Origin of the sequence: Desulfocicer vacuolatum DSM 3385, from assembly GCF_900176365.1 — a bacterium.
Classification (GTDB): domain Bacteria; phylum Desulfobacterota; class Desulfobacteria; order Desulfobacterales; family Desulfobacteraceae; genus Desulfocicer; species Desulfocicer vacuolatum.
Window position 1 is genome coordinate 1 of the sequence record NZ_FWXY01000013.1, and the last position, 25,426, is coordinate 25,426.

Genomic DNA, 25,426 nt, shown 5'->3' on the forward strand with positions numbered 1-25,426 from the left:
AATCCCATAAAGATTTTGATTTGCTACAGGCTGAGGGAAAACATTTTGTATGCCGAATCAAAATCAAAACTACGCGAACTATCATCAAACAGAACTTTGTGCCGGAGGACACTCATATTTTTTATGATGCAGAAGTCCTACTTGGAACTCCAGGGGTAAATCAATCAGAGACACCAGTCCGAGTCGTTGGATATAAAATTGCAGGCTCAACATTTTACGTGGCAACTGATCGACATGATCTGACTGCCGAGCAAGTGGCAAAAATCTACAAGCTCAGGTGGGACATTGAGTCTTTTTTCAAATGGTGGAAAAAACATCTCAAAGTGTATCACTTAATTGCTCGCAGTGAGTATGGAGTCATGGTACAAATCCTTGGTGGGCTTATTTCATATCTACTCATGGCCATATATTGTCATGATAAATTCAATGAAAAAGTTTCCATCAAAAGAATCCGCCAACTGAGAAATGATATACAAAATGAGCTCAGATACCCTTTATCAGGCGATAGGGCTGTCAAAAAAAGGACCAAAAAAAAGAAAAAGAAGTCTGCAAAAACCTAACCGGACATCACTGGCCCATGGCAGTTTTATATGAAATACTCCGCAAATCTGTGGAAAATTTCTATCTTTGTTGTGGGCGGAGCGGGATCAAAATACGGTCCGCCCGTGGCGGTTATATGAAAATCAGGCTTGTCCCATGAATTTTTTACTGATTCTGTCGTAGTGGAAACTTAAAAAATTTTTTTTAAGTTTTGCAGATTTTATGGGATCTTTCTGGGCCAGTGCTGCAATCAATGCCTCCATTTCCCTGGAGATAAAACGCACTTCCTCTTTCCAGGTTCCCTTATCCATGGTGACCACCCATAATCTCAGGGTCAGCTCATACAATGACTGGGCAATATTTTCCAACACACTGTTTCTGGACGCTGAATATAAAATTTTTCTGAATTGTGTGTCCAGTCGGACCAGTTTCTTTTTGTCTTTATTGTTCTCCAGATTGGCACACTTTTTTTGTATCTTTCTAAGCGCTGCAAGGTGCTTTTCGGTCATCTCTTCGGCGGCAAGTTTACCCAGGAGCCCTTCAATTTCTCCTCGCACCTGAAGTGCATTCATCATTTGCTGAAATTCCAGCTCAGTCACCATGGTTCCCATGCGTGGAAAAATTCGAACCAGATTTTCATTTTTAAGTTGATTGAGCACCTCACGAAGCGGGGTTCTGCTCACATTGAATTCTTTGCACAATGTACTTTCGTTGAGAATGAATCCCGGGGTATATTCCAGAAATAATATTCGTTCTTTGATGGTTTCATACATGTTTTGGTTCATTAAGAATATCCTTGATTTTTGTATGAAACCCTGACCGGACTGCTGCAATGATAAGAGTTTCAATCTTTATTTTGATTTTTCAGTATATAAATTAAAATTTCAGTGGTCAATAAATAAATACGACATTGAAATACTTGCGGTATGGAAAATTTTCATTGACACATTTTAAAAAAGCAGATACAAAATTTTATTATATACAATTCAGTTTTTAAGTTTTGGTTTGGTTTTTTGGCGTTTATTTTGTTTTGTCAGGGCTGTGCGATGTAAGGTGCTTCATCTCCGCAACGGGCGGATTTCGTTTTAACTTTTTTCGTAACCACTTACATTGATAAAAACGTTGGCTCAACCTTTCGTCGTGCATTGCCAATGAAGGAAATAATCATCATTATATCAAAACTGTATTTTTTATTGCCTATAATGTATCGCAATGGTTAGATAAACACCGATATGCTGCGATGAATTCCATCATAATTATATCACCGCCACGGGCGGATCTTTATTCTGACCTCGTTCCGCCCACAACAAAGCTTACATACGCTCGTGACCAGCGAAGTCTTTAATATAACGGGCCTCTCCCGGCGGATACAACAAATATAGGGTCGTAGACGCGGAGCCAAATGGTATTATACCGCCGCCCCCCCCCCCCCCCGATGGGCAATGGACCCGGACCGGAACTGTAGACGGCTCAATTGTCCGGTTCCTATTACCCATCGGGGAGGCGGCTCTGCTGAGGTTGCCCTGGAGGTTGCCTCTTCATATAATGGTCATGATGCGCTGCATCACAACAAATAATGAAAGTCTATTATAAAAACACCCAAATGGTTCTACCATTTTGTATGTGTCTGAAATTATGACATTTAAAATTGCTTTTTTATAAAAAAAAGTGGCCACACATTTTAATTTTTAATCTGACTATACGGTGGATCAACCCCTGGTCCTTTAATCTTATCACAATGCACGATTCAAGCATTGTGGCTTAATCTTTATATGGTGAATGGCTTTATACTATGGCAGAATTGGAATTAAGAAATATCACCGTAAAATTTGGTGGGCTGTCTGCCCTTTCTAATTTGAGTTTTTCCATTAATTCCGGGGAAGTGCTGGGGTTAATTGGACCTAACGGTGCAGGAAAAACAACAGTTTTTAACGTATTAACAGGTGTTTATCAGGCGACCAATGGCGATGTCTTGTTTCAGGGAGAAAGTATTCTGGGGCATCGTCCCTATGAAATATTTTCCAAGGGAGTGGCAAGAACTTTTCAGAATATTCGCCTTTTTGCCAATATGACAGCTGTGGAAAACACCATGGTTGCAAGGCATTGCCGTTCCAGACGGGGGATTGTCAGTGCGCTATTCAAAACCCGTTCCCAGCAGGAAGAAGAGCGATTTATTCGGGAAAAAGGGCAAGAAGCCCTTGATTTTATGGGGGTGGGCAAATTCGCAGACACTGTGGCGTCAAATTTGCCTTATGGGCTACAGAGACGACTTGAAATCGCCAGAGCCATCGCATCGGAACCCAAGGTGTTGCTTCTGGATGAACCTGCTGCCGGAATGAACCCTTCTGAAAGTTCAGAATTAATGAAGGATATTTCACGCATATCAGATCTTGGCATAGATATACTCCTTGTGGAGCATGACATGAAGGTGGTCATGGGGGTGTGCAATCGTATTGTTTGCGTTGATCATGGCGTTAAAATTGCTGAAGGGTCATCACAGGATATCCAGAATGATCCCAATGTGATTGAAGCGTACCTGGGGCAACCTGCCGCTGCCGATTAAACCCACTGCTGAGAAAAAATTAATTGCGCGTTATATGTTTTTAAGGGACTCAGGCCTTATTGATTTAACATTTAATACTCAACTTTCGGTGTTGGCATTTCGTGGTGGGGTCAGGCTTTCGTTATTGACATTATCGAGGCTTTTTTCGTTGGCAAAGGCCTTGGTCGATAACATCAATAACAAAAGCCTGACCCCGTCGGCACACTGAGCCCATCGGTACATTTAAAAATGCTGGCTTTGAAATGAAGCCCGAAAGTTGAGATTTAATAGTATCTGGTTATTCTCTTTCGTGAATGAGATCCTGAATAAACAGGCATTACCAATGTTATTGAAGCATCTTACCCATCAGCAAATTCGGTTGATAACCATAATTAAATTCAGAATTGCTGAAAGTTGAGTGAACAACTAAACCCTAAGGAGAATTAAGATGAGGAAAAAAAGCATTACACTGTTAATCATGGGATTGATGATTGTGCCTTTTCTGGTGACCATGGCTGCTGCCAAAACCCTTCACATCGGCTCCATGAGTCCTTTGACCGGTCCCTATGCCTCGGATGGTACGGATATTAAAAATGGGGTACTCACCGCCATTGAGGTGTTTGAAGAAGCAGGCGGAGTCCCCGGTTATGATAAAATTGAACTGCATGCCCAGGATACAGCATGCGATCCCAGGCAGGCCGTTGCCTCTGCCAACAAACTGATTAATCTGGAAGTGGCAGGTGTCATCGGTGCTTATTGCTCATCTTCAACTATTCCTGCATCCACCACACTGGATGAAGAAAGTATTCCCATGATCACCCCTGCTTCCACCAATGAAAAAGTGACAGACAGAGGCCTTGAATACATGTTCAGGATGTGCGGCAGGGATGATGATCAGGCACCGGCATCAGCAAAGTTCATGAAAGAGTCTCTTCAGGCCAAGTCCATTTTTATTGTGGATGATAAAACCACTTACTCCCAGGGCCTTGCTGACGGAGTTAAAAAAAGCTGTAACGAATTGGGTATTAAGGTTCTGGCCCATGAGCATGTGAATCAGGGAGATAAAGATTTCTCTGCCATTTTAACCATGGCAAAAACCGCAAATGCAGATGTGCTCTACATGTCTCTCCAGGGATTTTCCCCGGGTTCCATGATGGCCATCCAGGCCAAACGCCTGGGAGTGAAATCCCAGATCGTAACTCAGGATGCCATGTTTCAGCCCAAGTTCATGGAAGTTGCCAAAGATGCTGCCGAAGGCATTTACCTTACCTATGGTTTCACAGACCCCACCACCCCGGAATATAAAGCATTTGAAAAAAGATATGTTCCCAAATACGGGGCCATTGCCGCCTATGCCACCTATGCCTACGATTCTGCCACAGCACTGTTAAAAGCCATTAAAGCTGCCGGATCCACAGATCCTGCTAAAATAAAAGCAGAATTAATGAAAATGGAATTTGCCGGTGTTTCCAAACACGTAAAATTTAAAGCCAATGGTGATACCGGATCATCCTACATTGCATTTAAGATCATTGACGGCAAATTTGTTCCCTACTGGGATCCTGAAAAAGGATTGTTAAAGTAACGGATTTTCCATTGATATGTCCACCGGCAGTGCAGGGGTGGGCATATCCGGCACAATGATAGGATGCCGTCCCCGGAGATCTTTTTCTCACCGGAAAAGATTCTTCGGGGGGATTTTCAAGCTTTGTTGTGGATAAACCCGGGTGCAATACGAGGTCTGTCCGTGGCAGTTAGATGATAAAAAGTAAATACTATGGAATATTTTATTCAGCAATTGATCAACGGACTCACCCTGGGTGGTGTATATGCCCTGATTGCACTGGGTTACACCATGGTTTACGGTGTCATCCAGCTCATTAACTTTGCCCATGGTGAATTTTTTGCCGCAGGTGGCTACATGGGTGTCATTGTTTTGAGTTATTTTGCAGGTCTCGGTTACATGGAAACCCATCCTGTTTTTTGTCTCACTGCTTCCTTTGCCCTGTCCATGGCATTTTGTGCCTATCTGGCCATTGGTGTGGAAAAAATTGCTTACAAACCCCTGCGAAAAGAATCGCGTCTTGCTGCGTTGCTGTCAGCCCTTGGTATGTCAATTTTTTTATCCAACGGGCTCATGCTCACCCAGGGAGTATATGACAAGGCTTATCCCAGTGAGCTGTTCCAGGGGGGGCTCAGTTTTGGTCTGGTAACCGTCAGCTATCTGCAAATGCTCATTGTATGCCTCACCGGGGCGTTATTGGTGGGACTCAATATTCTGGTGTTTAAGACCAAAATCGGTATGGCCATGCGGGCCACGGCCCAGGACAAAACCATGTCTGCCCTGGTCTCCATCAGCAGTAACCGGATCATATCTCTTACCTTTGCCATTGGTGCCGGACTTGCGGCAGCGGCAGGTATCATGGTGGGGCTTTATTATGGTTCTGTGCGGTATGATATGGGGTTTGTGCCGGGTATTAAGGCCTTTGCCGCCGCCGTACTGGGGGGAATCGGTAATATCACCGGTGCCATGGTGGGGGGCCTGATCATCGGCATGGTGGAAATTTTTGGTGCCGGGTATCTTTCTGGAGAGTATAAGGATGTATTTGCATTTATTATTTTGATTGCGGTTCTCTATTTTAAACCGACTGGAATTATGGGCGAGAATATCGATGATACAAGAGTTTAAAAAAATCTGGAAACAGTATGCCATTGGCATGCTTTGGCTGCTGGGGCTCTTATGGCCTTTATTGGGAATACACCCGGACGGAACTCTTACCTTTCAAAAAACCTTCACCGTGTGGCTCTATATTCTGGCAGGAACCCTGGTGTGCCTGTTTGTTTATGTGGCCAACCAGGGGGGACAGCTTCGGTTCATCACAACCCCCGTTGACGGTGTTAAAAAGAGCATATCTCTTTTTGTGAAGCCCTTTCCCAGGTGGGTGTGGTTTGTTGTTATCTTTGTCCTGGCCGTTATTTATCCCCAGATCACCGGTCGGTATGCCACGGATGTGGCCATTAATGTGCTTCTTTATATCTGTCTGGGGCTGGGGCTTAACGTGGTGGTGGGCCTTGCCGGTATGCTGGATCTGGGCTATATCGCATTTTATGGTGTGGGAGCCTATACCTATGCGGTGCTCAACGTTACCTATGGTGTGGGATTCTGGTTCTGTCTGCCCCTGGCTGCTGTCTTTGCCACCATTGCCGGTTGTATTGTTGGATATCCCACTTTGAGGATGCGCGGGGATTATCTTGCCATCGTTACATTGGGATTTGGCGAAATTGTGCGCATTGTTCTCAACAACTGGATGGAATTGACCAATGGTCCCAACGGTATTCTGGGAGTTAAGCCGGTGTCCATTTTAATTCCGGTGTTTGAAAATGGATTCTCCTTTGAGATTTTCTGGGTGAAAAAACTCCAGTTTTTTTACTATTTTGCACTGGCTCTGGCTATTTTGGTTATTATTGGCGTACATCGGTTGAATTATTCCAGAATCGGCAGGGCCTGGGAATCCATCAGAGAGGATGAAACCGCAGCAGAACTCATGGGGGTTAACACTTTTATTTATAAACTGCTGGCCTATGCCATGGGCGCTTTTTTTGCCGGTCTTGCCGGTGCTTTTTTTGCCGCCAGAATGCGATTTGTCAGCCCGGAGAGCTTTACTTTCCTTGAATCTGCCATGGTGTTGTGCATGGTGGTGCTCGGTGGGATGGGTTCCATTCCCGGAATTATGCTGGGGGTGGTTGCTCTGATTGCACTTCCCGAGGTGCTGCGGGATTTTGAATCCTATCGAATGCTTATTTTTGGTGCCACCATGATTATAATGATGCTGTTCAGGCCCGCTGGACTGATCCCTGCCCAACGCGTTGGAAAAAGATCTGAAGAGAAGGAGTGATGCAAAATATGTCGGCTGAACCCATCCTTGAATTAAGAAATGTTCATTCCGGTTACGGAACCATTAAAGCGCTCAAAGGGGTATCACTTAAGGTATATCCGGGTGAGGTGGTTGCCATCATCGGTGCCAATGGTGCCGGTAAATCCACCACTCTTATGACCATATGCGGCATTATTGCAGCAGAAAAAGGGGAGGTGCTGTATGATGGCAAAAAGATTAATAAGGTTTCCCCGGAAAAGCTGCCCATAAAGGGGTTGTGCCAGGTACCCGAGGGGCGGCGTATATTTCCCCGGCTCTCTGTGGAAGAAAATTTGATCCTGGGGGCCTTTCACCGAAAAGACCAGGAAGGGATTAATAAGGACATTGAGTATATGTACTCACTTTTCCCCATTCTGGGGGAGCGATGTAAACAGCACGGGGGAACCCTTTCCGGTGGAGAACAGCAGATGCTTGCCATTGCAAGGGCATTGATGACCCAGCCCAAGGTTCTGCTGCTGGATGAACCCTCCCTGGGGCTTGCCCCCATCATTATTCAGCAGATTTTTGATATCATTAAAGATATCAATGAAAAAAACGGCACCACCATTTTGTTGGTGGAGCAAAATGCCAACCTGGCCCTCCAGGCTGCCACCCGGGGATATGTATTGGAAACCGGTGAAATTACCCTGGAAGATAAAGCCGATGCCCTTTTGCACAATCCGGAAATTCGAAAAGCCTATCTCGGGGAGTAGAATTATGGGTTAGGATTGAAATCGGTTGTTTTTTTGGAAATTTAAAGGTACTTTAGAACTTCATACGCAGTGATTGACCCAAAACCCATTGAGGTAATATGAAGTTCGAAAAGTATCACATATCAAGTGCCATTAAAGACAATCTTGCCGTCTTAGGATTTAAACGTCCCACAGATATTCAGTTTAAATCCATACCTGCCATTTTAAGGGGGGAAGATGTCCTGGCCATCGCCCAGACAGGCACCGGTAAAACAGCAGCCTTTGCCATTCCCATCATTGACGGTATTCATAAAAGAAAATCCAGTAAACGCTCCCTTGGAATAAAATGCATTGTAATGGTGCCCACCCGGGAGCTTGCATTGCAGATCGGAGATGTATTCAATGACATTGCCAGACATACAAAGGTAAAAGCCTTTGCTTTGTTTGGCGGTGTGGAGCAGGATGCCCAGATCAAAAAACTCCAGGACGGTATTGATATTCTCATTGCCACCCCGGGTCGCATGTTTGATCTCATCCATCAGGGATATATTCGCCTTTCAAACATCCAGACCCTGGTGCTGGACGAGGCGGATCACATGCTGGACCTGGGATTTATCCAGGATATCCGCTCTGTGAAAAAAATGCTCACCAAAAAACACCAGACCCTTTTCTTTTCCGCCACCATCAACAAAGAAATTAAAAAACTTGCCTATTCCCAGGTGAGAACCTCTGCCATTCGCATTGAAATTTCCCCGGAAGATCCTGTGTCAAAGAATGTCACCCATGGCGTGGTGTTTGTAGAGATGGATGACAAGCGATTTTTCCTTGCCGGTTTTATCAAACAGCATTCCCAGAGTCGAATCATTGTGTTTGTGAGAACCCGTGTCCGGGCAGAGCGGGTGGAAAAGGCCCTGGCCCGGGAGAACATTGTTTCCTGCAATATCCATGGGGGCCGGGAACAGGCCCTGCGCACCCAGGCCATGGACCGATTTAAAAAAGGTGAATTTAATGTTCTCATTGCAACGGATGTCTCTGCCCGGGGCATTGATGTGCCGGATGTGGATTATGTGATTAATTATGATATGCCTGAAAAAAATGAAAATTATGTCCATCGGGTGGGAAGAACCGGCCGGGGGGTGCAAAAGGGCACGGCACTTTCCTTTTGCAGTGAAGGGGAAAAACAACGCCTTACCGAAATAGAAGGATTTTTGCAGAAAAAAATTGAGGTATTTCATCTCACCCGAAGAGAGTATGAAACGGTGATTGAAAAGCCCCTGGAAACAATGGATATTCAAGAAATGATTGAAGAGAATGAATCATTTCTGAAAAATAAAAAGAAAAAAAGGAAAAATCGAAAATGATCAAAAAGATTGTTTTTATCATCATGGCGTTGCTCTTGACAGGGGTATTGTTCTTGGTGCCGGACACTAAGGCGGGGGATGGAAAAATCAATATTCGTTTCAGCACTTGGCATGTACCTGCAGGTGCTGATGTGCAGAAGTTGTGGATACCCATGCTCGAAGAGATGAAAAAAAGAAGTGACGGCCGCATTACTTACACCATGTACGCAGGGGGGGCACTGGGCAAAGGACCCCAACATTATGATATTGTAAAAACAGGGCTGTCTGACATGGGGTATGCCACCCTGAGCTGGACCCCGGGTCGCTTTCCTTTAACTGACGTGCTCTCTTCCCCCATTGTGTGCCCGGCAAAATGGAAAGGGGTGGAAGCAGGCATGGCCATGCATGATAAACTGCTGCACAGTGAGTTCAAGGATGTGAAAGTGCTTCACATTAATAATTGTGTCATGGCCCATCTGTGGACCACCCGAAAGGTGACAAGCCTTGAAGATTTAAAGGGTATGAAAATAAGAAGTCCCGGGGGGCTGCAGACCAAAGCCATTGAAGCCCTGGGTGCCACCCCCATATTCATGCCGTTGGGGGATGTGTATCTTTCCATGGAGACCGGTGTCATTGACGGGGTGGTCACCTGTCCTGCCCTTGTTAAGGCATTTAAACTTTATGAAGTGGCAGAATTCGGGGTTCCCACCTCCTTTGGATGTGTGTCTGAAGGTCTTTTTGTGAATAAACGATTCTGGAAAAGGGTGCCTGATGATTTAAAGGAGATCATTGAAGATGTGGGCCGCAACGCCTATGCCGTTGCCGGTATCTTTGATGAGCACTGGTATGAAAATACCATGTCCGGATTTAAAGAAAAAATCAATATTGTTCCTTTAACCCCGGAAGAGCAGAAAGTGTGGGATGCAAAACTCAGTGCCATGCTGTCAAACTGGGCATCGGAACTGGAAACAAAGGGACTGCCTGCAAAAAAAGCGTTGACCATGTTTAAGGATGAACTTGAAAAGGTGGATGTTCATTTTGATGCCTGCCCCTACTGATTTCGGCCTGGAATTATTTCTGTCCAGGTGTAAAACCGTCACCCGTCAGCTGAATCGCTGGGCCTTGGCACTTGGCATGGGATGGGTTCTGGTCATGATGTGCCTGACCACTCTGGATGTGGCCGGTCGTCATTTCATGTCGTCCCCTGTTCCCGGGACCATTGAGCTCAGTGAGTTCATGCTGGCCGTTTTTGGCATCCTTGGCATTGCATATACCCATGAAAGTGGTGCCAATGTTCGAGTGACCCTGCTCATTGATAAGCTTCCCCGGCGCATTGTTTTATTTTTAACGGCCTTTACTGATTTTTTGGCCTTTCAGATTATTTCCATGCTGGCATGGTATGCCGGGGTCATGGTGCTGGAGGAGTTCCACAGCGGCACCACCACAGACACCCTGGCCATTCCTGTGTATCCCTTGTATGTATTGCTATGTGCGGGGGCTTTTCTGCTGGCCCTGGAAATTATGGTGGACATGATTGTTTCTTTTGTCAGTGCTGTCAGGGGAAAAGAGATAACGCTTCAATGATGTTGTGATGGTTCATCTCCCGGATCACAGATTTTGGGAGGGAACTTTTCGCTTAAAAATAAAAGGGTAAGTTTAAGCTGGAATGGATCCTCAGACCGTTGGATTGATTGGAATTGTTGTATTGTTTTGTTTGTTGCTTCTGGGCATGCCCATTGGGTTTTCCCTGGCCTTTGTGGGTTTTTGGGGGATCAGTTTTTTAACGGATATTTCCGTTGCCCTGCCTGCCATGGTAAGATCTTTTTTTGGCACTTTTACCACATACTCATTCACCGTGATTCCTTTGTTTGTGATCATGGGGGAACTTGCCACGGTGTCCGGTCTGAGCCGGGGAATCTATGATGTGGCTGACAAGTGGCTTCGAAGATTGCCCGGAGGACTTGCCATTGCCACCATTGGTGCCTGTTCCGGGTTTGCTGCGATCTGCGGATCATCTGTGGCCACGGCCGCCACCCTGGGACGGGTGGCCCTTCCTGAAATGAAAAAATATAATTACGACATACACCTTGCCACGGGAAGTGTGGCTGCCGGGGGAACCCTTGGGTTTTTAATTCCCCCCAGCATCGGGTTTGTGGTGTATGGTATCTTAACGGAACAATCCATTGGAAAACTTCTTATTTCAGGGGTTGTGCCGGGGTTTCTTCTGGCCTTGACCTATGTTGCCATCATTGTTGTCTGGGTTGGCGTCTCTCCGGCAGCGGCCCCCAAAAATTCCCAAGGTGTTTTGTTCCGGGATAAAATGGCCTCACTTTTAAAGGTGTGGGAGCTGATTGTGGTTTTTTTTCTTGTCATGGGGGGCATTTATCTTGGGATGTTTACCCCCACCGAAGCCGGTGCCCTGGGGGCCTTTTTTCTATTTGTGGTGACCCTGCTCCGAAGAAAATTGACATGGAAATCCCTTGTGACTGCCATGACCACCACCACAAAAGTGTCTGTGATGATTTTCATGATCCTTGCCGGTGCCTATGTCTTTACCTATTTCATGGCCCTGACCATGATCCCCATGGATCTTTCCGTGTGGCTTTCAAATATCTCTTTGTCCCGTTATTTAATTTTAACCATTATTTTGTTGATCTATCTGTTACTTGGGTGTTTTTTGGATGCCACTGCCATGATGGTGCTTACCCTGCCGGTGATTTTTCCCACCATCGTGGCCCTGGGGTTTAATCCCATCTGGTTTGGTGTGATATCGGTTCTCATGATGGAGGCAGGTTTGATCACCCCTCCACTGGGATTGAATATATTTGTAATCGCCGGGGTGGCAGATGTTCCCATGGAGGTTGTTTTTAAAGGGACTGTTCCCTTTCTCCTGGCCATTGCAGTGGTGGTGACGCTGGTTACTGTTTTTCCTCCCATTGCATTGTTTTTATCCGGCATTATGGGGTGAGAAAGACAGGGGCAAGGCGTGTTCTATGGCCTTCCCCCCCAATGACCTGCCATCTGTTTTTCAAAATTTTTTTAAGATTTGTTCCGGGTGGACAAGGTCAGAATACGCTCCATCCGTGGCGGTTATAAACTCGTTTTATCTGTTGTCATAAAGTTACGTTCATGATTTTGAGTTCTGAATCCGAAAATTGAATATCTATTTTTTTAATATTCCTCGAACTAAGGAGCTTTTCATGCCAAACACCAGCTATTGGGCGGATGATATTGTCACAAAAAAAAGAACCGTTGAACAGGCCATCGGGATGATCAAATCAGGGCACCGGGTATTCATCGGTTCATACTGTGGAGAGCCCCAGGCCCTTGTCAAAGGCCTTGCCGATGCCCATCGACGACTCACCGATGTGGATATCATTCGGCTCATGTCCCGGGAGATTACCCCCCTTACCCGCATTGCCGATGAAACACTGGATAAGAACATGAATATCCGTTCCATTTATCTGGGATCTGCCAAGTGCGAGGCATTGGCACAAAATAAGCGTTTTTATACCCCGGTGAACATGGCGGCCATACCGGAACTTTTTTCCAGCCGTAGAATCCCCATTGATGTGGCATTGATCCAGGTAAGTCGTCCGGATGATTTTGGATGGATGAGTCTTGGGGTGTCCGTGGATGTCACCCTGGCTGCGGCCATGGCAGCCGATGTGGTCATTGTCCAGGTGAACGCCAAAATGCCCATGGTATTGGGTGAAAGTTTTATTCATGTCAATGATGTGGATGCCATCGTGCCCTACGACGAAGATCTCATGGCAGTCTCTTCCTCACCCCCTTCTGAGGTGGCATTGAGCATTGGCCAGAACATTGCCCGGCTCATTGAAGACGGCTCCACATTGCAGATTGGCCTTGATGCCGCCTCCCAGGCAACCACCCAGGCCCTTTCCAATAAAAAAGATCTGGGAATTCATTCCCAGTTTCTCACCGATGATATCATGCATCTTTATGCCATGGGGGTGGTGAACAACCATAAAAAAGGATACAAAAACGGCAAACTTGTGGCCAGCTGCTCCGTGGGAAGCCATGCGCTTTATGAATTTCTTCATCTCAACCCTGCCGTTGAGTTCATGTCATCGGAGGATGTTAATGATATTGAGGTGATTGCAAGGCATAATAAAATGGTTTCAATGAATGTGGCCGTGGGGGTGGATCTGGCAGGCCAGGTGAGCTGTGAAGCCCAGGAACATACCCATTTTGCCGGGGTGTCCGGTATTTCTGATTTTATCCGGGGGGCCAACCGGTCCAAGGGGGGTAAATCCATTATCATGGTCAACTCCACCACAGATGACGGCAGTGAAAGCCGCATTGTTCCCTTTATGAATAATACGGTGATCACCGTTCCCAGGGAGGATGTCAGATATGTGGTAACAGAGTATGGGGCTGTGAATCTTTTTGGAAAAAGCACCCAGGAAAGAGCCCTGGCACTTATCAGCATTGCCCATCCGAAATTCCGGGATGATTTGTTAAACAGCGCAAAAGAGCTTGGCATGATTGGGCAGGATCGGCACCTTGGTGAGTCTGTGTACGGTATCTATCCGGTTAAGCTTGAAGAGGTATTGACCATCAAAGATCACTCTGTGACCTTTCGGCCGGCAAAACTGGTGGATGAAAGAAGAATCCAGGAGCACTTTTATCATCTTGATAAAAAAGATGTGGTCTCCCGGTTTTTCAATGAAAGGACCCATTTTTTAAGGGATGATGTGGAGGTGATGAGCCACATTGATTACAAGCGAAACCTCACCATCATTGCCCTGGTGGGGGAGGCCGGTTTTGATACGGTTGTGGGTATTGGCAGTTATTATCTGGAACCTTCCACCAACATGGCAGAGGTGGCGTTTTCCGTGAGCAAAGATCACCAGAGCATGGGGCTTGGCCGCATTTTAATTCGAAAACTTGCCGAGGCCGCCCGGGATCTTGGCATAAAAGGGCTTTTTGCCGTCACCTCTCCCGGAAATACCAAAATGGTGAAATTATTTAAAACTTTGCCCTACAAAGTTACTTCTGAACTGGATGAGGATATTTTGCTGCAATGTCTTTTTGAGTGATCTGTTTGATTATTAAATCCTTAATGTATTCCATGGGGTTGGTCTTGATGTGGCCGTTTGTCATAACCGGCGAACCGACGGGCTCATAATAAAATCCGCCCGTGGCGGTTTATAACGGTCATGTTCTGACGAAAACAACGAATATAAAAAATGGTATCATGCCGCCCCCCCCGACGGTGAATGCTCCCGGCCGGAACCGCATACGGCTCAATTGTCCGATTCGGGGGTGATCATAAGCTGGGGCACTATACGTGAGATTAAATTTTATTAGCCATAAGATGCTGCAATTAAAGGTGTTATTTTTTTATCGTTAAGGCTTTTTTGCAAAATGGCCCACGTTATGACCAAGCCCAATAATGTAAAATGGTGTACAATGGATTTTAAAAAAGAGATGCCGGAAATAATAACTGTTGGCACCCCTGGAAAGAAATCATGATTCATGTCAGCCAGAAAAAATTGGATAAATCCTATCGCCACCTGAGACAGGAGTGTGAAAAGAATACTCCCGGCTCAAATGCTAAACTATTATTGTTTATCTATGCCATTGAGTCCGGTGTAAAAGCTCTATTGCTAAAAAAAAAGCATATAACTGACACATATAAACTCTCAAAAGATAAAGAGGAGTCAGAAAATTTAACCCATAATCTGAGGATGCTTTTAATTAATGCCTCTTATCCTGGTCCCAGACCGCTTCCTGAAAATTTTAAATTTCTAAACCGATCCCGGAAACCTGAAACTGTATCACTGGCAGATTTGCACCAAGCCCTGAGATACGGGGGAACCTTTGTCGATTCCATTGACAAAGAAACACTCAACGCCAAATTACAAAAAATAGATTCCTGGTTGCAGGAGGAGTTGGAATCATGAAATATATCAGCTGGCTGGATATTAAGAATAAAATCAGAAAAGAAACCGATAACTTCAGAATTTTGCCCCAAGGGATTAAAAATCTTCATTTTTATCCGGATGAAATTATCGTTGAACAGAAAGAAGAAAATGCTGATACCGTAAAGGCGGCCTTTGAAAAATGGTTTCCAAATCCGGACACTTATGCTGCTGAAGATCAAAGAATCTATCTGGATATTGCCCGTTCAAGTATGGAGATTTCCATTGAAACGAATTCTGAAGGCCGTATGGGGCTTGCAGAAAGACCAAGATTTGATCAACTTTATTTTTCAAAGGTGTTTCTTTCCGATGATGCATTAAAGCAAACTCCTAAACCTCGGCATAAAATCATTGCATTCCATTCCTTTAAAGGCGGCGTGGGAAGAACGCTTCACCTTGCGGCAATGATCAAATCCCTGAGCGATGTAGTTAAAAAAAAAGGAATGGAAAAAAAGGTGTTGATCATTGACGGGGATCTTGAAGCACCGGGCATTACCTTCTGGGAAAAAAATAAAGTCGGTGGAACTGCCAACATTGGATTTACACAGTTTCTGGATGCTGTCCAATATGCTGACCCGGATACCGATTACACCATGGAGGCCATAACCCAGTATTTTGCCGAAGAAATTCAACGGTTCGAGCAGGTTGTTGAAACTACCAAACTATATGTTTTGCCGGCGTTCAGCGACCCTGCGGACCTGTTCCATATCAACGTCAAGCCCGAACATCTTTCACACCATGACCGCCCATGGAAACTCAGGGAGTGCATTGACAGGCTTGCCGGCGAGATCAATGCCGATTATGTGTTCATTGACCTGCGTGCCGGAATCAGTGAACTGAGTGCACCCTTTCTTCTTGATCCGTATATTGACCGTTTTCTTGTCACAACATTATCGGAACAGTCCATTTCAGGAACGGAACTCATTTTGAAAGAAATGGCAAAAATAAATATGACGGAAAATAAAGTTAAAAAAACATTGCTACCTGAAATTCTTATTTCCATGGTATCGCCGGATCAGGATGATAAACGTTTAATAGAGGCCAAAGCCCGGTTTGACAAAACGATTTTCGGTATTGAAAATGCGGCTGGAACCGATCCGGATACGGAAGGGGAGTTATTATCAGATCCAATTGCAATAAAGCAAACCCCATTCAAGAGTGAATTGCTCGGAGTTAGATCATGGGAAGATGTCTGGCAGAACGGCGGTTCTTTAATTCAAACATTTACGGATTATTTTGAAGGCCTTGAAGAATCTGAGGATGAGGACAGCTTGCCTGGTGGCGGGGATCATGATGAGCAGTTGAAAAAATTGAAAGATTTTTGCTCAAACCATGTTTTTGCTGAAAATGTTCAATCGGGCAGTTTTTTAAAAACCGGTTTTTTTAAAGAGTTCCCAAGGCAATATTTTCGGACCCTGCCTTTGGTCGTGTCTCTGGGCACGAAAGGTGCCGGAAAAACTTTCCATTTTATGCGCATGACACAGTTAATGGCCTATAAAAAATTTTGCGACAGCATTGAACCCGATAAGGTTGAGATCAACGCAGATTTTTTTCCAATATTGCGATCCAGTGAAATTGATGGGGAATCCGATATTATACAGCAACTGAAATCAGGCCTGCCCTTGTTTGACGCCTTTGATTATGATGACTTTACAACAAGCATAGAACGGTTTCGGGATGAGGAACATTCTGAATCTGAGTGGAAAGATTTCTGGGGAAAAAAGATCATTCAGGCAGTATCCGGGAACAATGATAATATAACGAGCTTCAGACAACTGAATGAGACCTTGAAAGATAAGCCTCTTGTTCTCCTCATTGACGGATTGGAGAATTTTTTTCCGGATATTCATTCAAGTGAAAAACAGCAAAATGCCATTTCCGCATTGCTCAATATTCCAGGCCGGCTCAGCGAAATACGGGAGCGTCATATGGGCTTGATCATTTTCCTGCGTCAGGATTATCTTGACAGTGCCAAAAGACAGAACAGCGGTCAGCTTGAAAAGAAATATGAAAATTATAAGCTTTTATGGGATGAAACCGCTTTTTTACGTCTGGTGTTCTGGCTTGCTATAACTTCAGGAGCCCTTGAAACAGAGAGGGCGCTGGACCCGTCTGCCATGGGCAAAGAACAGTTGAACCGGCAACTGAAAAAACTCTGGGGTCTCAAACTGGGGCAGGACAAGTCCAAAGAAGCTTATACCATTAACTGGGTATATGGGGCTTTATCCGATTTTAAAGGGTACCTCCAGGCCAGGGATGTGGTTCGTTTTCTTGCAGAAGCAGCAAAAGAATCTGAAATACTTGCAACGGGCCAATGGAAAGGTCGATTGCTTCCCCCTGCTGCAATACGAAAGGCCATCAATGGGTGCAGTACGGATCGTGTTAAAGAATTGAAACAAGAATCAAAAGTGTTCCGGAAGTGGACCGAGTCTCTGGAATCCCAAAAAGAGGAGCTTGTCATTCCTTTTTCTAAATCATTGCTCCCTGAGGACAGCAGAGAATTGAAAAAGCTGGGTGTTGTTTACGAAGATATCAGTGATTCCGGTGAGGAATTTCGGTTTTATATTCCCGAGATTTACCGCCTTGGCCTGGGATTTAAATTTAAAAGCGGGGCTCGGCCCAAAGTATTGAGCATTAAACGCAAGGCAGTGGGAAAAGGCCTACTTTCATAGAATTTCATTTTATTTGTTGTGAAAAATGAATTTAAAACTTATATTATTAGGTTTTAGCACTATTAAAAACTAATATTATGGTGTTTAAAATGAAAAGACAATTACCTTTGCCGGTCCGGTCAGGGTTAAAAAAATTGGGGGATGATATCAGGAGAGCCCGCTTAAGAAGAGGCCTTAAAATGAGCGTTTTGGCGGACAGGGCCGGCATCAGTCTTGAGACATTGTCCAAAATTCAAAAGGGACATCCCGGGGTCGGAATGGGTAAATATGCGGCTGTTATTTTCGGATTGGGTCTTGGGGTGGAGTGGATGAAATTGGCATCCATTGAAAATGATACCATGGGCCGTATGCTGGACGATGAAAATATGCCCAAAAGAGTCCGGGATAAAAAAAGAAGTACCTGATGTCAAAAACAATTTTGGTCCATATTGATTTAAATGGTCTGATCCACCATGAAAAGCAGCAATAAAGAGTCGAGATATCCGAATTGTTGTGGCCACTGATGCTGCTTGTGAAGGATTGAATCTTCAAACCCTTGGTACCTTGATTAATATCGATCTGCCCTGGAATCCATCCCGGCTTGAACAGCGTCTGGGGAGAATTAAACGGTTTGGTTAGGCCAGAAAATTTGTGGATATGGTAAACTTGGTTTATAGCGGCACCCAGGACGAAAAAATTTATAATGTCCTTTCCGAACGTTTAAAAGATACCTACGACATTTTTGGGAGTATTCCAGACACCATAGACGACGATTGGATAGATGAGGAAGAAAAGTTAAAAGAAAGAATGGATGCGTATATGCACGAAAGAAGAAAAGCTCAGAATGCTTTTTCCATAAAATATCAATCGAGCCTTAATCCCGAAACCCATCTCTGGGAACGATGTGCAAAAGTCCTTTCCCGCAGGGATATTATAAACAAGCTCAGCCAACCATGGTGATTTAACAGCACAAACAAAAAAAGAGTTGCACCCTTTAAGGATGACAACTCTTTTTTTGTGGTGCCCAGGAACAGAATCGAACTGCTGACACGGGGATTTTCAGTCCCCTGCTCTACCGACTGAGCTACCTGGGCCCGTCAAAAACAATGACGTTATAGTTGAATGGCCCCTATGTGTCAAGGGCTTTTTTGCCAAGATCTCCAAAATAGTGCTGCACAAGGGCACAGGCCGTCAAAGAAGCGGTTTCGGCCCGCAGTATTCTGGAACCAAGGGAAAAGGCTGAAAAACCGGCAGCCCTGGCCGCTTCAATTTCAGATTCCGGGAATCCACCCTCGGGGCCGATGAGCACCATGATTTTTTTGGGGGGAGACGTTTTGGAAATAGCAATGTTGCCAAAGGGAACAGATTCCTTTTCCCAAAAGGCAATTTTTTCATCATGGTCTTGGCTCATACCAAGCAGAGCATCAAAGGAGACAGGGGGGGCAATAAGGGGCAATTGGCTTCTTTTGCATTGTTTCATGGCTTCCCTGGAGATTCTTTGCCACCTTTCCACCCGGGCTGAAAGCTTTTTGGGATCCGGCCGGGGGATGGAGCGGTGGGCAAAAAAGGGAATCCATTGGGTAATACCAAGCTCTGTGAGATGGCGGATAATCATATCCATTTTTTTATCCTTGAGCATTCCCTGGGCCACGGTGATGGACACAGGGGATTCCCCCCGGGAAATTGTCCGGGATAAGAGGGACAGTTCAACTTTCCCGGCATCCATGGATACAATGCAGGCTTCCCAGCAGGTGCCGTCCCCATGGACAAGTTCCACACGGTCTCCAATGTTTTGCCGAAGGACCTGGGTCAGGTGTCTGGCATCCTGTCCTTCTATGAAAGCGGTGTTTTGTGAGATATTTTGCCGGGGGATGTAAAATCGATGCATGGGCTTTCCTTTTAACCTGATTTGGGGGCAACAACCCAGGTGATAGCCTGGGTGGGCTTTGCCCCGGGGTGTGCCTTTGCATTGTCCGGTTGATTCAGGTTCACTGACAGGACTTGACACAAAAACGCGCCTTTGATATTTCTATTATGTTTTGGAGTGAACAATAATTTTAAAATGAGCTGGTGTCAACAGCTTGTCAGGAGTTTTCATGGTAAATCCGGAAGACCTGAAATTGGATGATGTTCAAGATTTTGACCCTGATGGGGAAATCATTGAATTGACCCAGATTGTTGACGAAGACGAATCTCTTGATGATGTCATTGAATTGACTGAGCCCATTCAGGACGATGACCCATCAGCACCTGTCATTGAGAAAACCGTTACCGGTGATGAAGCGGTTTCCCATGAACAGGTTTGCCGGGCACTGGAAAAAATCATTGAGGAAAAATATGGCCATCGCATGGATGCGCTGTTTTCCGAGGTGATTGAAAAAGTGGTGACAAAAGAGATGGATGCCATTAAAAATAGTTTATTAAAGGTCCTTACAGAAAAAACAATCCCCCTGGGCTGAAGACCCAGGAGGTTAAGGCCCCTTGTAAGGAGTACTTTTTTTAAAATACACGGGTTGAAAAAAATATGCCGTACCCGGCAGTTCATTCCTTGGGCAATGGGGTTCATGGGCTTTTTTGCCGTTTTTTTACAGGGCCGTATTTTGACCTTGATCTGTGCGCAAAGATGGAAACTCCCCACGGATGTGGGGTACGTTTCCCATAAAGCGTTTTGCCGGCGGGTTTGTATATTGATGCGGTACATGGCGTGATGAAATGGATTTTGAGGGGGACTCTATGTATCCCCTTTTTTTATTAATACGTTTTTAGGAGTTAGTGTATGAGTTCTGATTCTCTTGACAAAGGATATGATCCTTCTGGAATTGAGGAAAAATGGTATAAATACTGGGTGGACAACGGTTTTTTTAAAGCCAATGAAGAAAGTGATCAAAAGCCCTATGCCATTGTGATCCCCCCTCCGAATATTACAGGTGTGCTTCACATGGGTCATGCCCTGAACAATACCGTACAGGATATCATGTGCCGTCACAGACGACTTTGTGGAGATAATGTCCTGTGGATGCCGGGGACAGACCATGCCGGTATTGCCACCCAGAATATTGTGGAGAAGAATCTGGCAAAAAAAGGGGTGACCCGGGATCAGCTCAAGAGAGAAGAATTCATTGACGAGGTGTGGAAGTGGAAGGAGCATTCCGGCGGTGCCATCATCAATCAGCTGAAACGTCTGGGGGCGTCCTGTGACTGGGATCGTGAGCGATTCACCATGGACGAGGGCCTGTCCGATGCCGTGAGAAAAGTTTTTGTAAGGCTGTACAAGGAAGAACTCATCTACCAGGGCCTTTATATCATCAACTGGTGTCCTCGGTGTAAAACCGCTTTGTCCGACCTTGAAGTGGATCATGAAGAGCAGGACAGCTTTCTTTATCACATCCGCTATCCCTTTGAAAGTGGTGAAGGTGGGCTTGTGGTGGCCACCACCCGGCCGGAAACCATGTTCGGGGATACGGCAGTGGCTCTTAATCCCAATGATCAACGCTATCAGGATCTCACAGAAACCCATGTGTGTCTGCCCCTCACAGACCGTAAGATTCCCATTATCCGGGATGACTATGTGGACACAGAATTTGGCACCGGTGCCCTGAAAGTGACCCCGGCCCATGATCCCAATGACTTTCATCTGGGCAATCGCCATAATCTGGAAAGTATTAAAGTCATTGACGATGACGGTATCATGACCGACGGGGCAGGGCGGTTTAACGGCCAGGAACGATTTGAGTGCCGTAAACAAGCCCTTGAGGCCCTGGAAGCCGAAGGGTTTCTGGTGAAAAAAGAGCCCCTTAAGAATTCCGTGGGCCATTGTTATCGTTGTAAAACCGTGGTGGAGCCGTCCCTTTCCAAGCAATGGTTTGTAAAGGTGGGACCCTTGGCCAAGGAGGCGGCAGATGCCGTAAGGGAGGGAAAAACCCGTATCATCCCTGAAAATTGGTCCAAAACTTATTTTGAGTGGATGGACAATATCCAGGACTGGTGCATCTCCCGGCAGATCTGGTGGGGACACCGCATTCCGGTGTGGACATGTAAGGATTGTGGTAAAATCATGGTGGAAGAAGTTGATCCCACCGCCTGTGACAGCTGCGGTTCCAAAGAGCTTGTCCAGGAAACCGATGTGCTGGACACCTGGTTCAGCAGTGCCCTGTGGCCCTTTTCCACCATGGGATGGCCTGAACAGACTCAGCTTTTAAAGACCTTTTATCCCACCAATGCCCTGGTCACCGGATTTGATATCCTCTTTTTCTGGGTGGCCCGGATGATGATGATGGGCATTCATTTCATGGATGAAGTCCCCTTTAAAGATGTTTATATCCATGCATTGGTCCGGGATGAGCATGGCAAAAAAATGAGTAAATCCAAGGGCAATGTGATTGATCCGTTAAAGGTGATTGACCAGTATGGTGCCGATGCCTTCAGGTTCACTCTGGCCGCCTTTGCTGCCCAGGGGCGGGATGTGAAAATGTCCGAGGACCGGGTGGAGGGATATCGCAATTTTGTGAACAAATTGTGGAATGCGGCCCGGTTTACCCTGATGCACCTTGAAAAAGGTCCCGGTGAAATGGATGTCTCCCTTTTGTCTCTGCCTGAAAAATGGATATTGTCACGATCCAAGGCCACGGCAGATGCCGTACACCAGAGCATTGAAACCTTTAAGTTCAATGAAGCGGCAAGTGCGGCCTATCAGTTCACCTGGCATGAGTTCTGTGACTGGTATGTGGAGGCTGCCAAACCGGCCCTCTACGGCAAGGAAGGCGAAAAACGATGCCGGGTGGTAAGAGCGGTTATTTCTGAAGTGTTGGAAAACACATTGGTTATGCTTCACCCCTTTATGCCCTTTGTCACCGAAGAAATCTGGGAAAAACTTCCCACCACATCCGGTTCTGTCATGTCTGCCCGGTTCCCCGGGATTGAGGACAATGAACTTCTGGTAAGAGATGAAGCTGTGGAAGGCGACATGGAGCATGTCTTTGGTGTGATTTCTGGCATCAGGAACATTCGAAGCACCATGAATATTCCACCATCCATGCAGCTGGGTGTGAGCATGCAGACCATGGATGCCCGTGAACGTCGCATCATTGAAGAGAACCATGCCATGATCGAAAATCTGGCACGGCTTGATTCCCTTGAAGTTACAGAACCGGGAGAGGCCCCACCCTCATCTGCCACCGCCGTGGTGAACGGAACATCCATCTATGTTTCCCTCATGGGGGTCATTGATTTTGACAAAGAAGCAGCCCGTCTGGACAAAGAGATTGCCAAAGTAACCAAGGAGCTTGTTGCTGTTTCCAAACGCCTGAACAATGAGAGCTTTCTTGAAAAAGCCCCGGAAGATGTGGTGGAAAAGGTCAAGGGAATTCAGCAGGGTCTGGAAGAAAAGAACGACAAACTCAGGGAAAATCTGGATCGAATTAATAAAATAGCCGGATAAACGGTGGGATAGGTTCTGCCCCCCCCGGAGCTGGGGTTTCCAGGGCTTTTAACACCAATGTCAGGCAGTTTAAATATCACAAGGCGGTCGGGGATGTTAACTTATTCCCGGCCGCCTTTTTGATATAACTGCCACGGGCAGACCGTATTCTGACCCGGTTCTGCCCACAACAAAGCTTGAAATACCCCTCTGATTTGCGGAGTATTTCATATAACCGCCACGGGCAGACCGTATTCTGATCCGGCTCCGCCCACAACAAAGTTTGAAATACCCCCCGGTTTGTGGAGTATTTCATATAAAATTGCCCATTTGAGTTCCCGGGGGATCTGCATCCTTCTTGACACCAATTAACGCACCTGTTAAAAATGAACCAAGATGTAAAATCAGTGCCACAGAATCCATTAATATTTTGTTTTGTATGATCTTCCGGTGTCAATATCTTGTTGATGCAAACCCCCAATAATATCAATGTTTTATTTGAGGTTAACTTGTCTGTAAAGATAGAAAATATTAGAAATTTCAGTATTATTGCCCACATTGACCATGGTAAATCCACCCTGTCTGATAGATTGATTCAGCTGGCAGAAATTGTGTCAGACCGAGACTTTAAAGACCAGATGCTCGATTCCATGGACATTGAACGGGAACGGGGGATCACCATTAAAAGCCAGACGGTGACCTTGCCTTACACCGCAGCGGATGGTGAAACCTATCTGTTGAACCTTATTGACACCCCGGGGCATGTGGATTTTTCCTATGAGGTTTCCCGGGCCCTGGCCTCCTGTGAAGGGGCCTTCCTGCTGGTGGATGCCAGCCAGGGGGTGGAGGCCCAGACCCTGGCCAATATCTACCTTGCCATGGAGCATGATTTGGAGATTGTGCCGGTGATCAATAAAATTGATCTGCCTTCGGCTGAAATTGAGTGGGCCAAGGATCAAATTGATGAAGATTTAGGCCTTGACGGGGACTCAGCTCTCCAGGTTTCTGCCAAAACAGGGCAGGGCGTGGAAGCGGTGTTTGAGGCTGCCGTAAATTTAATGCCCTCCCCTGAAGGGGACAGTAATGCCCCTTTGCAGGCATTGATATTTGATTCCCACTACGACCCCTACCGCGGTACCATTGTCCATGTTCGTATTTTCCACGGTACCATCAAAAAAGGGGATAAAATAAGCTTTTTATCCAACAACTCCCAGTATAAAGTGGAGGAGGTGGGGCTGTTTCAAATTGTGAGAAAACCCATGGATAAACTTGAAGCCGGGCAGGTGGGATATATCATTGCCGGTATCAAGACCATCCGAGATGTGAGCTGCGGCGATACCGTCACCCTTGCGGAAAACCCCTGTGTCCAGCCCATGCCCGGATTCAGAGAACCCAATCCCGTGGTTTTTTCATCCATGTATCCTGTGGCTTCCGATGATTATGCGGAACTCACCGAGGCCCTGGAAAAATTAAAGCTCAATGATGCCTCTTTGATATTTGAAAAAGATGCTTCTGCTGCCTTGGGATTTGGTTACCGGTGCGGTTTTCTGGGGCTGCTTCACCTGGAAGTGGTCCAGGAGAGGCTGGAACGGGAGTATGATATATCTTTGATCCTTACCTCACCGTCGGTGCAGTATGAGATCACCCGCAGTGACGGCACCGTTGAAATCATTGATAATCCGGCCCTTTATCCCGATCCCATGGAAATAGAGAAGACCCGGGAGCCTTTTATCAAGGCCGCCATTATTATTCCGGACAGATACATGGGAGCAGTGATGCAGGTGTGTTTGGAACATCGTGGGGTAAGTACCAATTATCAATATCTCACCAGCAACCGCATTGAGATGAAATTTGATCTTCCCCTGGCCGAGGTGGTGTATGAATTTTATGACCGCCTGAAAAGTGTCACCCAGGGATACGGCTCCTTTGACTATGAAATTGCAGGATACCAGGAGACTGATCTTGTAAAATTGGATTTTCTGGTCAATGGGGAACGTGTGGATGCCCTGTCCCAGCTGGTGCACCGGGACAAGGCTGTGGACCGTGCCAGAAATGCCTGTAAACAGCTCAGGGAGGAGATTCCCCGTCAGATGTTTAAAATTGCCATCCAAGGGGCCATCGGAGGAAAAATTATCTCCCGGGAGACCGTGTCTGCATATCGAAAGGATGTTACAGCCAAATGTTATGGCGGCGATATTTCCAGAAAGCGAAAACTTTTGGAAAAACAGAAAAAAGGAAAAAAGCGCATGAAAATGGTGGGCGCTGTGGAGATTCCCCAGTCCGCTTTTCTGTCAGTGCTTAAATCCGGTAAATAATACTGGCCACCTCTGCTATAAATTGCTATAGGATAAACGGTGTTCATGATGTTAAACCTATTATTTTA

At 45.8% G+C, this 25,426-nt stretch carries 22 protein-coding genes and 1 tRNA gene; 19 read left to right on the forward strand and 4 right to left on the reverse strand.

Going from position 1 to position 25,426, the window contains the following annotated elements:
• Positions 1-560 (forward strand): transposase (locus tag B9A32_RS12345; RefSeq protein WP_232367020.1); only part of this gene is annotated, 560 nt, incomplete at its 5' end.
• A 123-nt stretch (positions 561-683) separates the two neighbouring features.
• Here B9A32_RS12345 and B9A32_RS12350 read toward each other — a convergent pair.
• Positions 684-1,325 carry a GntR family transcriptional regulator gene (locus B9A32_RS12350; protein WP_084069758.1) on the reverse strand — a complete coding sequence of 214 codons (642 nt, stop codon included), beginning with the start codon at positions 1,323-1,325 and terminating at the stop codon, positions 684-686.
• Between the two features lie 1,007 nt (positions 1,326-2,332).
• On the opposite strand from B9A32_RS12350, the gene B9A32_RS12355 reads away from it, so the two are divergent.
• From B9A32_RS12355 to B9A32_RS21750, 15 genes are all read left to right on the forward strand, one after another.
• Positions 2,333-3,103: an ABC transporter ATP-binding protein gene (locus B9A32_RS12355; RefSeq protein ID WP_084069759.1), complete on the forward strand. Its 771-nt coding sequence runs from the start codon at positions 2,333-2,335 to the stop codon at positions 3,101-3,103.
• A gap of 427 nt (positions 3,104-3,530) precedes the next feature.
• Positions 3,531-4,667 (forward strand): branched-chain amino acid ABC transporter substrate-binding protein, encoded by a 1,137-nt coding sequence (locus tag B9A32_RS12360; RefSeq protein WP_084069760.1) that lies wholly within the window; start codon positions 3,531-3,533, stop codon positions 4,665-4,667.
• 192 nt (positions 4,668-4,859) lie between these two features.
• Positions 4,860-5,771, forward strand: coding sequence for a branched-chain amino acid ABC transporter permease (locus tag B9A32_RS12365; RefSeq protein WP_084069761.1), 912 nt, complete (start codon positions 4,860-4,862; stop codon positions 5,769-5,771).
• Entirely contained in the window at positions 5,755-6,978 is a 1,224-nt protein-coding gene (locus B9A32_RS12370) for an ABC transporter permease subunit (protein WP_084069762.1), read from the forward strand. Before B9A32_RS12365 ends, B9A32_RS12370 begins: the two co-directional genes overlap by 17 nt.
• 8 nt (positions 6,979-6,986) lie before the next feature.
• Positions 6,987-7,709: an ABC transporter ATP-binding protein gene (locus B9A32_RS12375; protein ID WP_084069867.1), complete on the forward strand. Its 723-nt coding sequence runs from the start codon at positions 6,987-6,989 to the stop codon at positions 7,707-7,709.
• A gap of 98 nt (positions 7,710-7,807) precedes the next feature.
• Complete coding sequence (locus B9A32_RS12380) at positions 7,808-9,049, forward strand: DEAD/DEAH box helicase (RefSeq protein ID WP_084069763.1); 1,242 nt, start codon at positions 7,808-7,810, stop codon at positions 9,047-9,049.
• The gene (locus B9A32_RS12385) at positions 9,046-10,086 is read left to right on the forward strand and encodes a TRAP transporter substrate-binding protein (RefSeq protein WP_084069764.1); all 1,041 of its coding nucleotides are present in this window, start codon (positions 9,046-9,048) and stop codon (positions 10,084-10,086) included. The genes B9A32_RS12380 and B9A32_RS12385 overlap by 4 nt, the downstream gene beginning before the upstream one ends.
• Entirely contained in the window at positions 10,070-10,612 is a 543-nt protein-coding gene (locus B9A32_RS12390; protein ID WP_232367153.1) for a TRAP transporter small permease, read from the forward strand. Before B9A32_RS12385 ends, B9A32_RS12390 begins: the two co-directional genes overlap by 17 nt.
• 82 nt (positions 10,613-10,694) lie before the next feature.
• Positions 10,695-11,996, forward strand: a complete 1,302-nt coding sequence (locus tag B9A32_RS12395; protein ID WP_084069766.1) for a TRAP transporter large permease — start codon at positions 10,695-10,697, stop codon at positions 11,994-11,996.
• Between the two features lie 232 nt (positions 11,997-12,228).
• Positions 12,229-14,091, forward strand: a complete 1,863-nt coding sequence (locus B9A32_RS12400; RefSeq protein WP_084069767.1) for a bifunctional acetyl-CoA hydrolase/transferase family protein/GNAT family N-acetyltransferase — start codon at positions 12,229-12,231, stop codon at positions 14,089-14,091.
• Positions 14,092-14,523: 432 nt separating this feature from the next.
• Positions 14,524-14,958 carry a M14 family metallopeptidase gene (locus B9A32_RS12405; RefSeq protein ID WP_084069768.1) on the forward strand — a complete coding sequence of 145 codons (435 nt, stop codon included), beginning with the start codon at positions 14,524-14,526 and terminating at the stop codon, positions 14,956-14,958.
• Positions 14,955-17,648, forward strand: a complete 2,694-nt coding sequence (locus B9A32_RS12410; protein WP_084069769.1) for a P-loop ATPase, Sll1717 family — start codon at positions 14,955-14,957, stop codon at positions 17,646-17,648. The genes B9A32_RS12405 and B9A32_RS12410 overlap by 4 nt, the downstream gene beginning before the upstream one ends.
• A gap of 179 nt (positions 17,649-17,827) precedes the next feature.
• Complete coding sequence (locus B9A32_RS12415; RefSeq protein ID WP_232367144.1) at positions 17,828-18,052, forward strand: helix-turn-helix domain-containing protein; 225 nt, start codon at positions 17,828-17,830, stop codon at positions 18,050-18,052.
• 61 nt (positions 18,053-18,113) lie between these two features.
• A complete protein-coding gene (locus B9A32_RS22535; protein WP_408607035.1) occupies positions 18,114-18,266 on the forward strand; it encodes a helicase-related protein in 153 nt (50 codons plus the stop codon).
• Positions 18,267-18,284: 18 nt separating this feature from the next.
• Positions 18,285-18,587: a hypothetical protein gene (locus B9A32_RS21750; protein ID WP_212637920.1), complete on the forward strand. Its 303-nt coding sequence runs from the start codon at positions 18,285-18,287 to the stop codon at positions 18,585-18,587.
• 58 nt (positions 18,588-18,645) lie between these two features.
• On the opposite strand, the gene B9A32_RS12425 is transcribed toward B9A32_RS21750, so the two are convergent.
• Both B9A32_RS12425 and B9A32_RS12430 read right to left on the reverse strand, forming a co-directional pair.
• Positions 18,646-18,721 (reverse strand) — tRNA-Phe (locus B9A32_RS12425).
• Between the two features lie 35 nt (positions 18,722-18,756).
• Positions 18,757-19,515, reverse strand: coding sequence for a 16S rRNA (uracil(1498)-N(3))-methyltransferase (locus B9A32_RS12430; RefSeq protein ID WP_139795815.1), 759 nt, complete (start codon positions 19,513-19,515; stop codon positions 18,757-18,759).
• A 208-nt stretch (positions 19,516-19,723) separates the two neighbouring features.
• On the opposite strand from B9A32_RS12430, the gene B9A32_RS12435 reads away from it, so the two are divergent.
• Positions 19,724-20,086 carry a hypothetical protein gene (locus tag B9A32_RS12435; protein ID WP_084069772.1) on the forward strand — a complete coding sequence of 121 codons (363 nt, stop codon included), beginning with the start codon at positions 19,724-19,726 and terminating at the stop codon, positions 20,084-20,086.
• Between the two features lie 317 nt (positions 20,087-20,403).
• Complete coding sequence (locus B9A32_RS12445) at positions 20,404-23,064, forward strand: valine--tRNA ligase (RefSeq protein ID WP_084069774.1); 2,661 nt, start codon at positions 20,404-20,406, stop codon at positions 23,062-23,064.
• A 206-nt stretch (positions 23,065-23,270) separates the two neighbouring features.
• Here B9A32_RS12445 and B9A32_RS21755 read toward each other — a convergent pair whose 3' ends face one another.
• Complete coding sequence (locus tag B9A32_RS21755) at positions 23,271-23,408, reverse strand: hypothetical protein (RefSeq protein ID WP_212637921.1); 138 nt, start codon at positions 23,406-23,408, stop codon at positions 23,271-23,273.
• Between the two features lie 156 nt (positions 23,409-23,564).
• Between B9A32_RS21755 and lepA the strand changes: the two genes are divergently transcribed.
• Positions 23,565-25,358, forward strand: a complete 1,794-nt coding sequence (gene lepA / locus B9A32_RS12450) for a translation elongation factor 4 (RefSeq protein ID WP_408607036.1) — start codon at positions 23,565-23,567, stop codon at positions 25,356-25,358.
• Positions 25,359-25,426 lie beyond the last annotated feature (68 nt).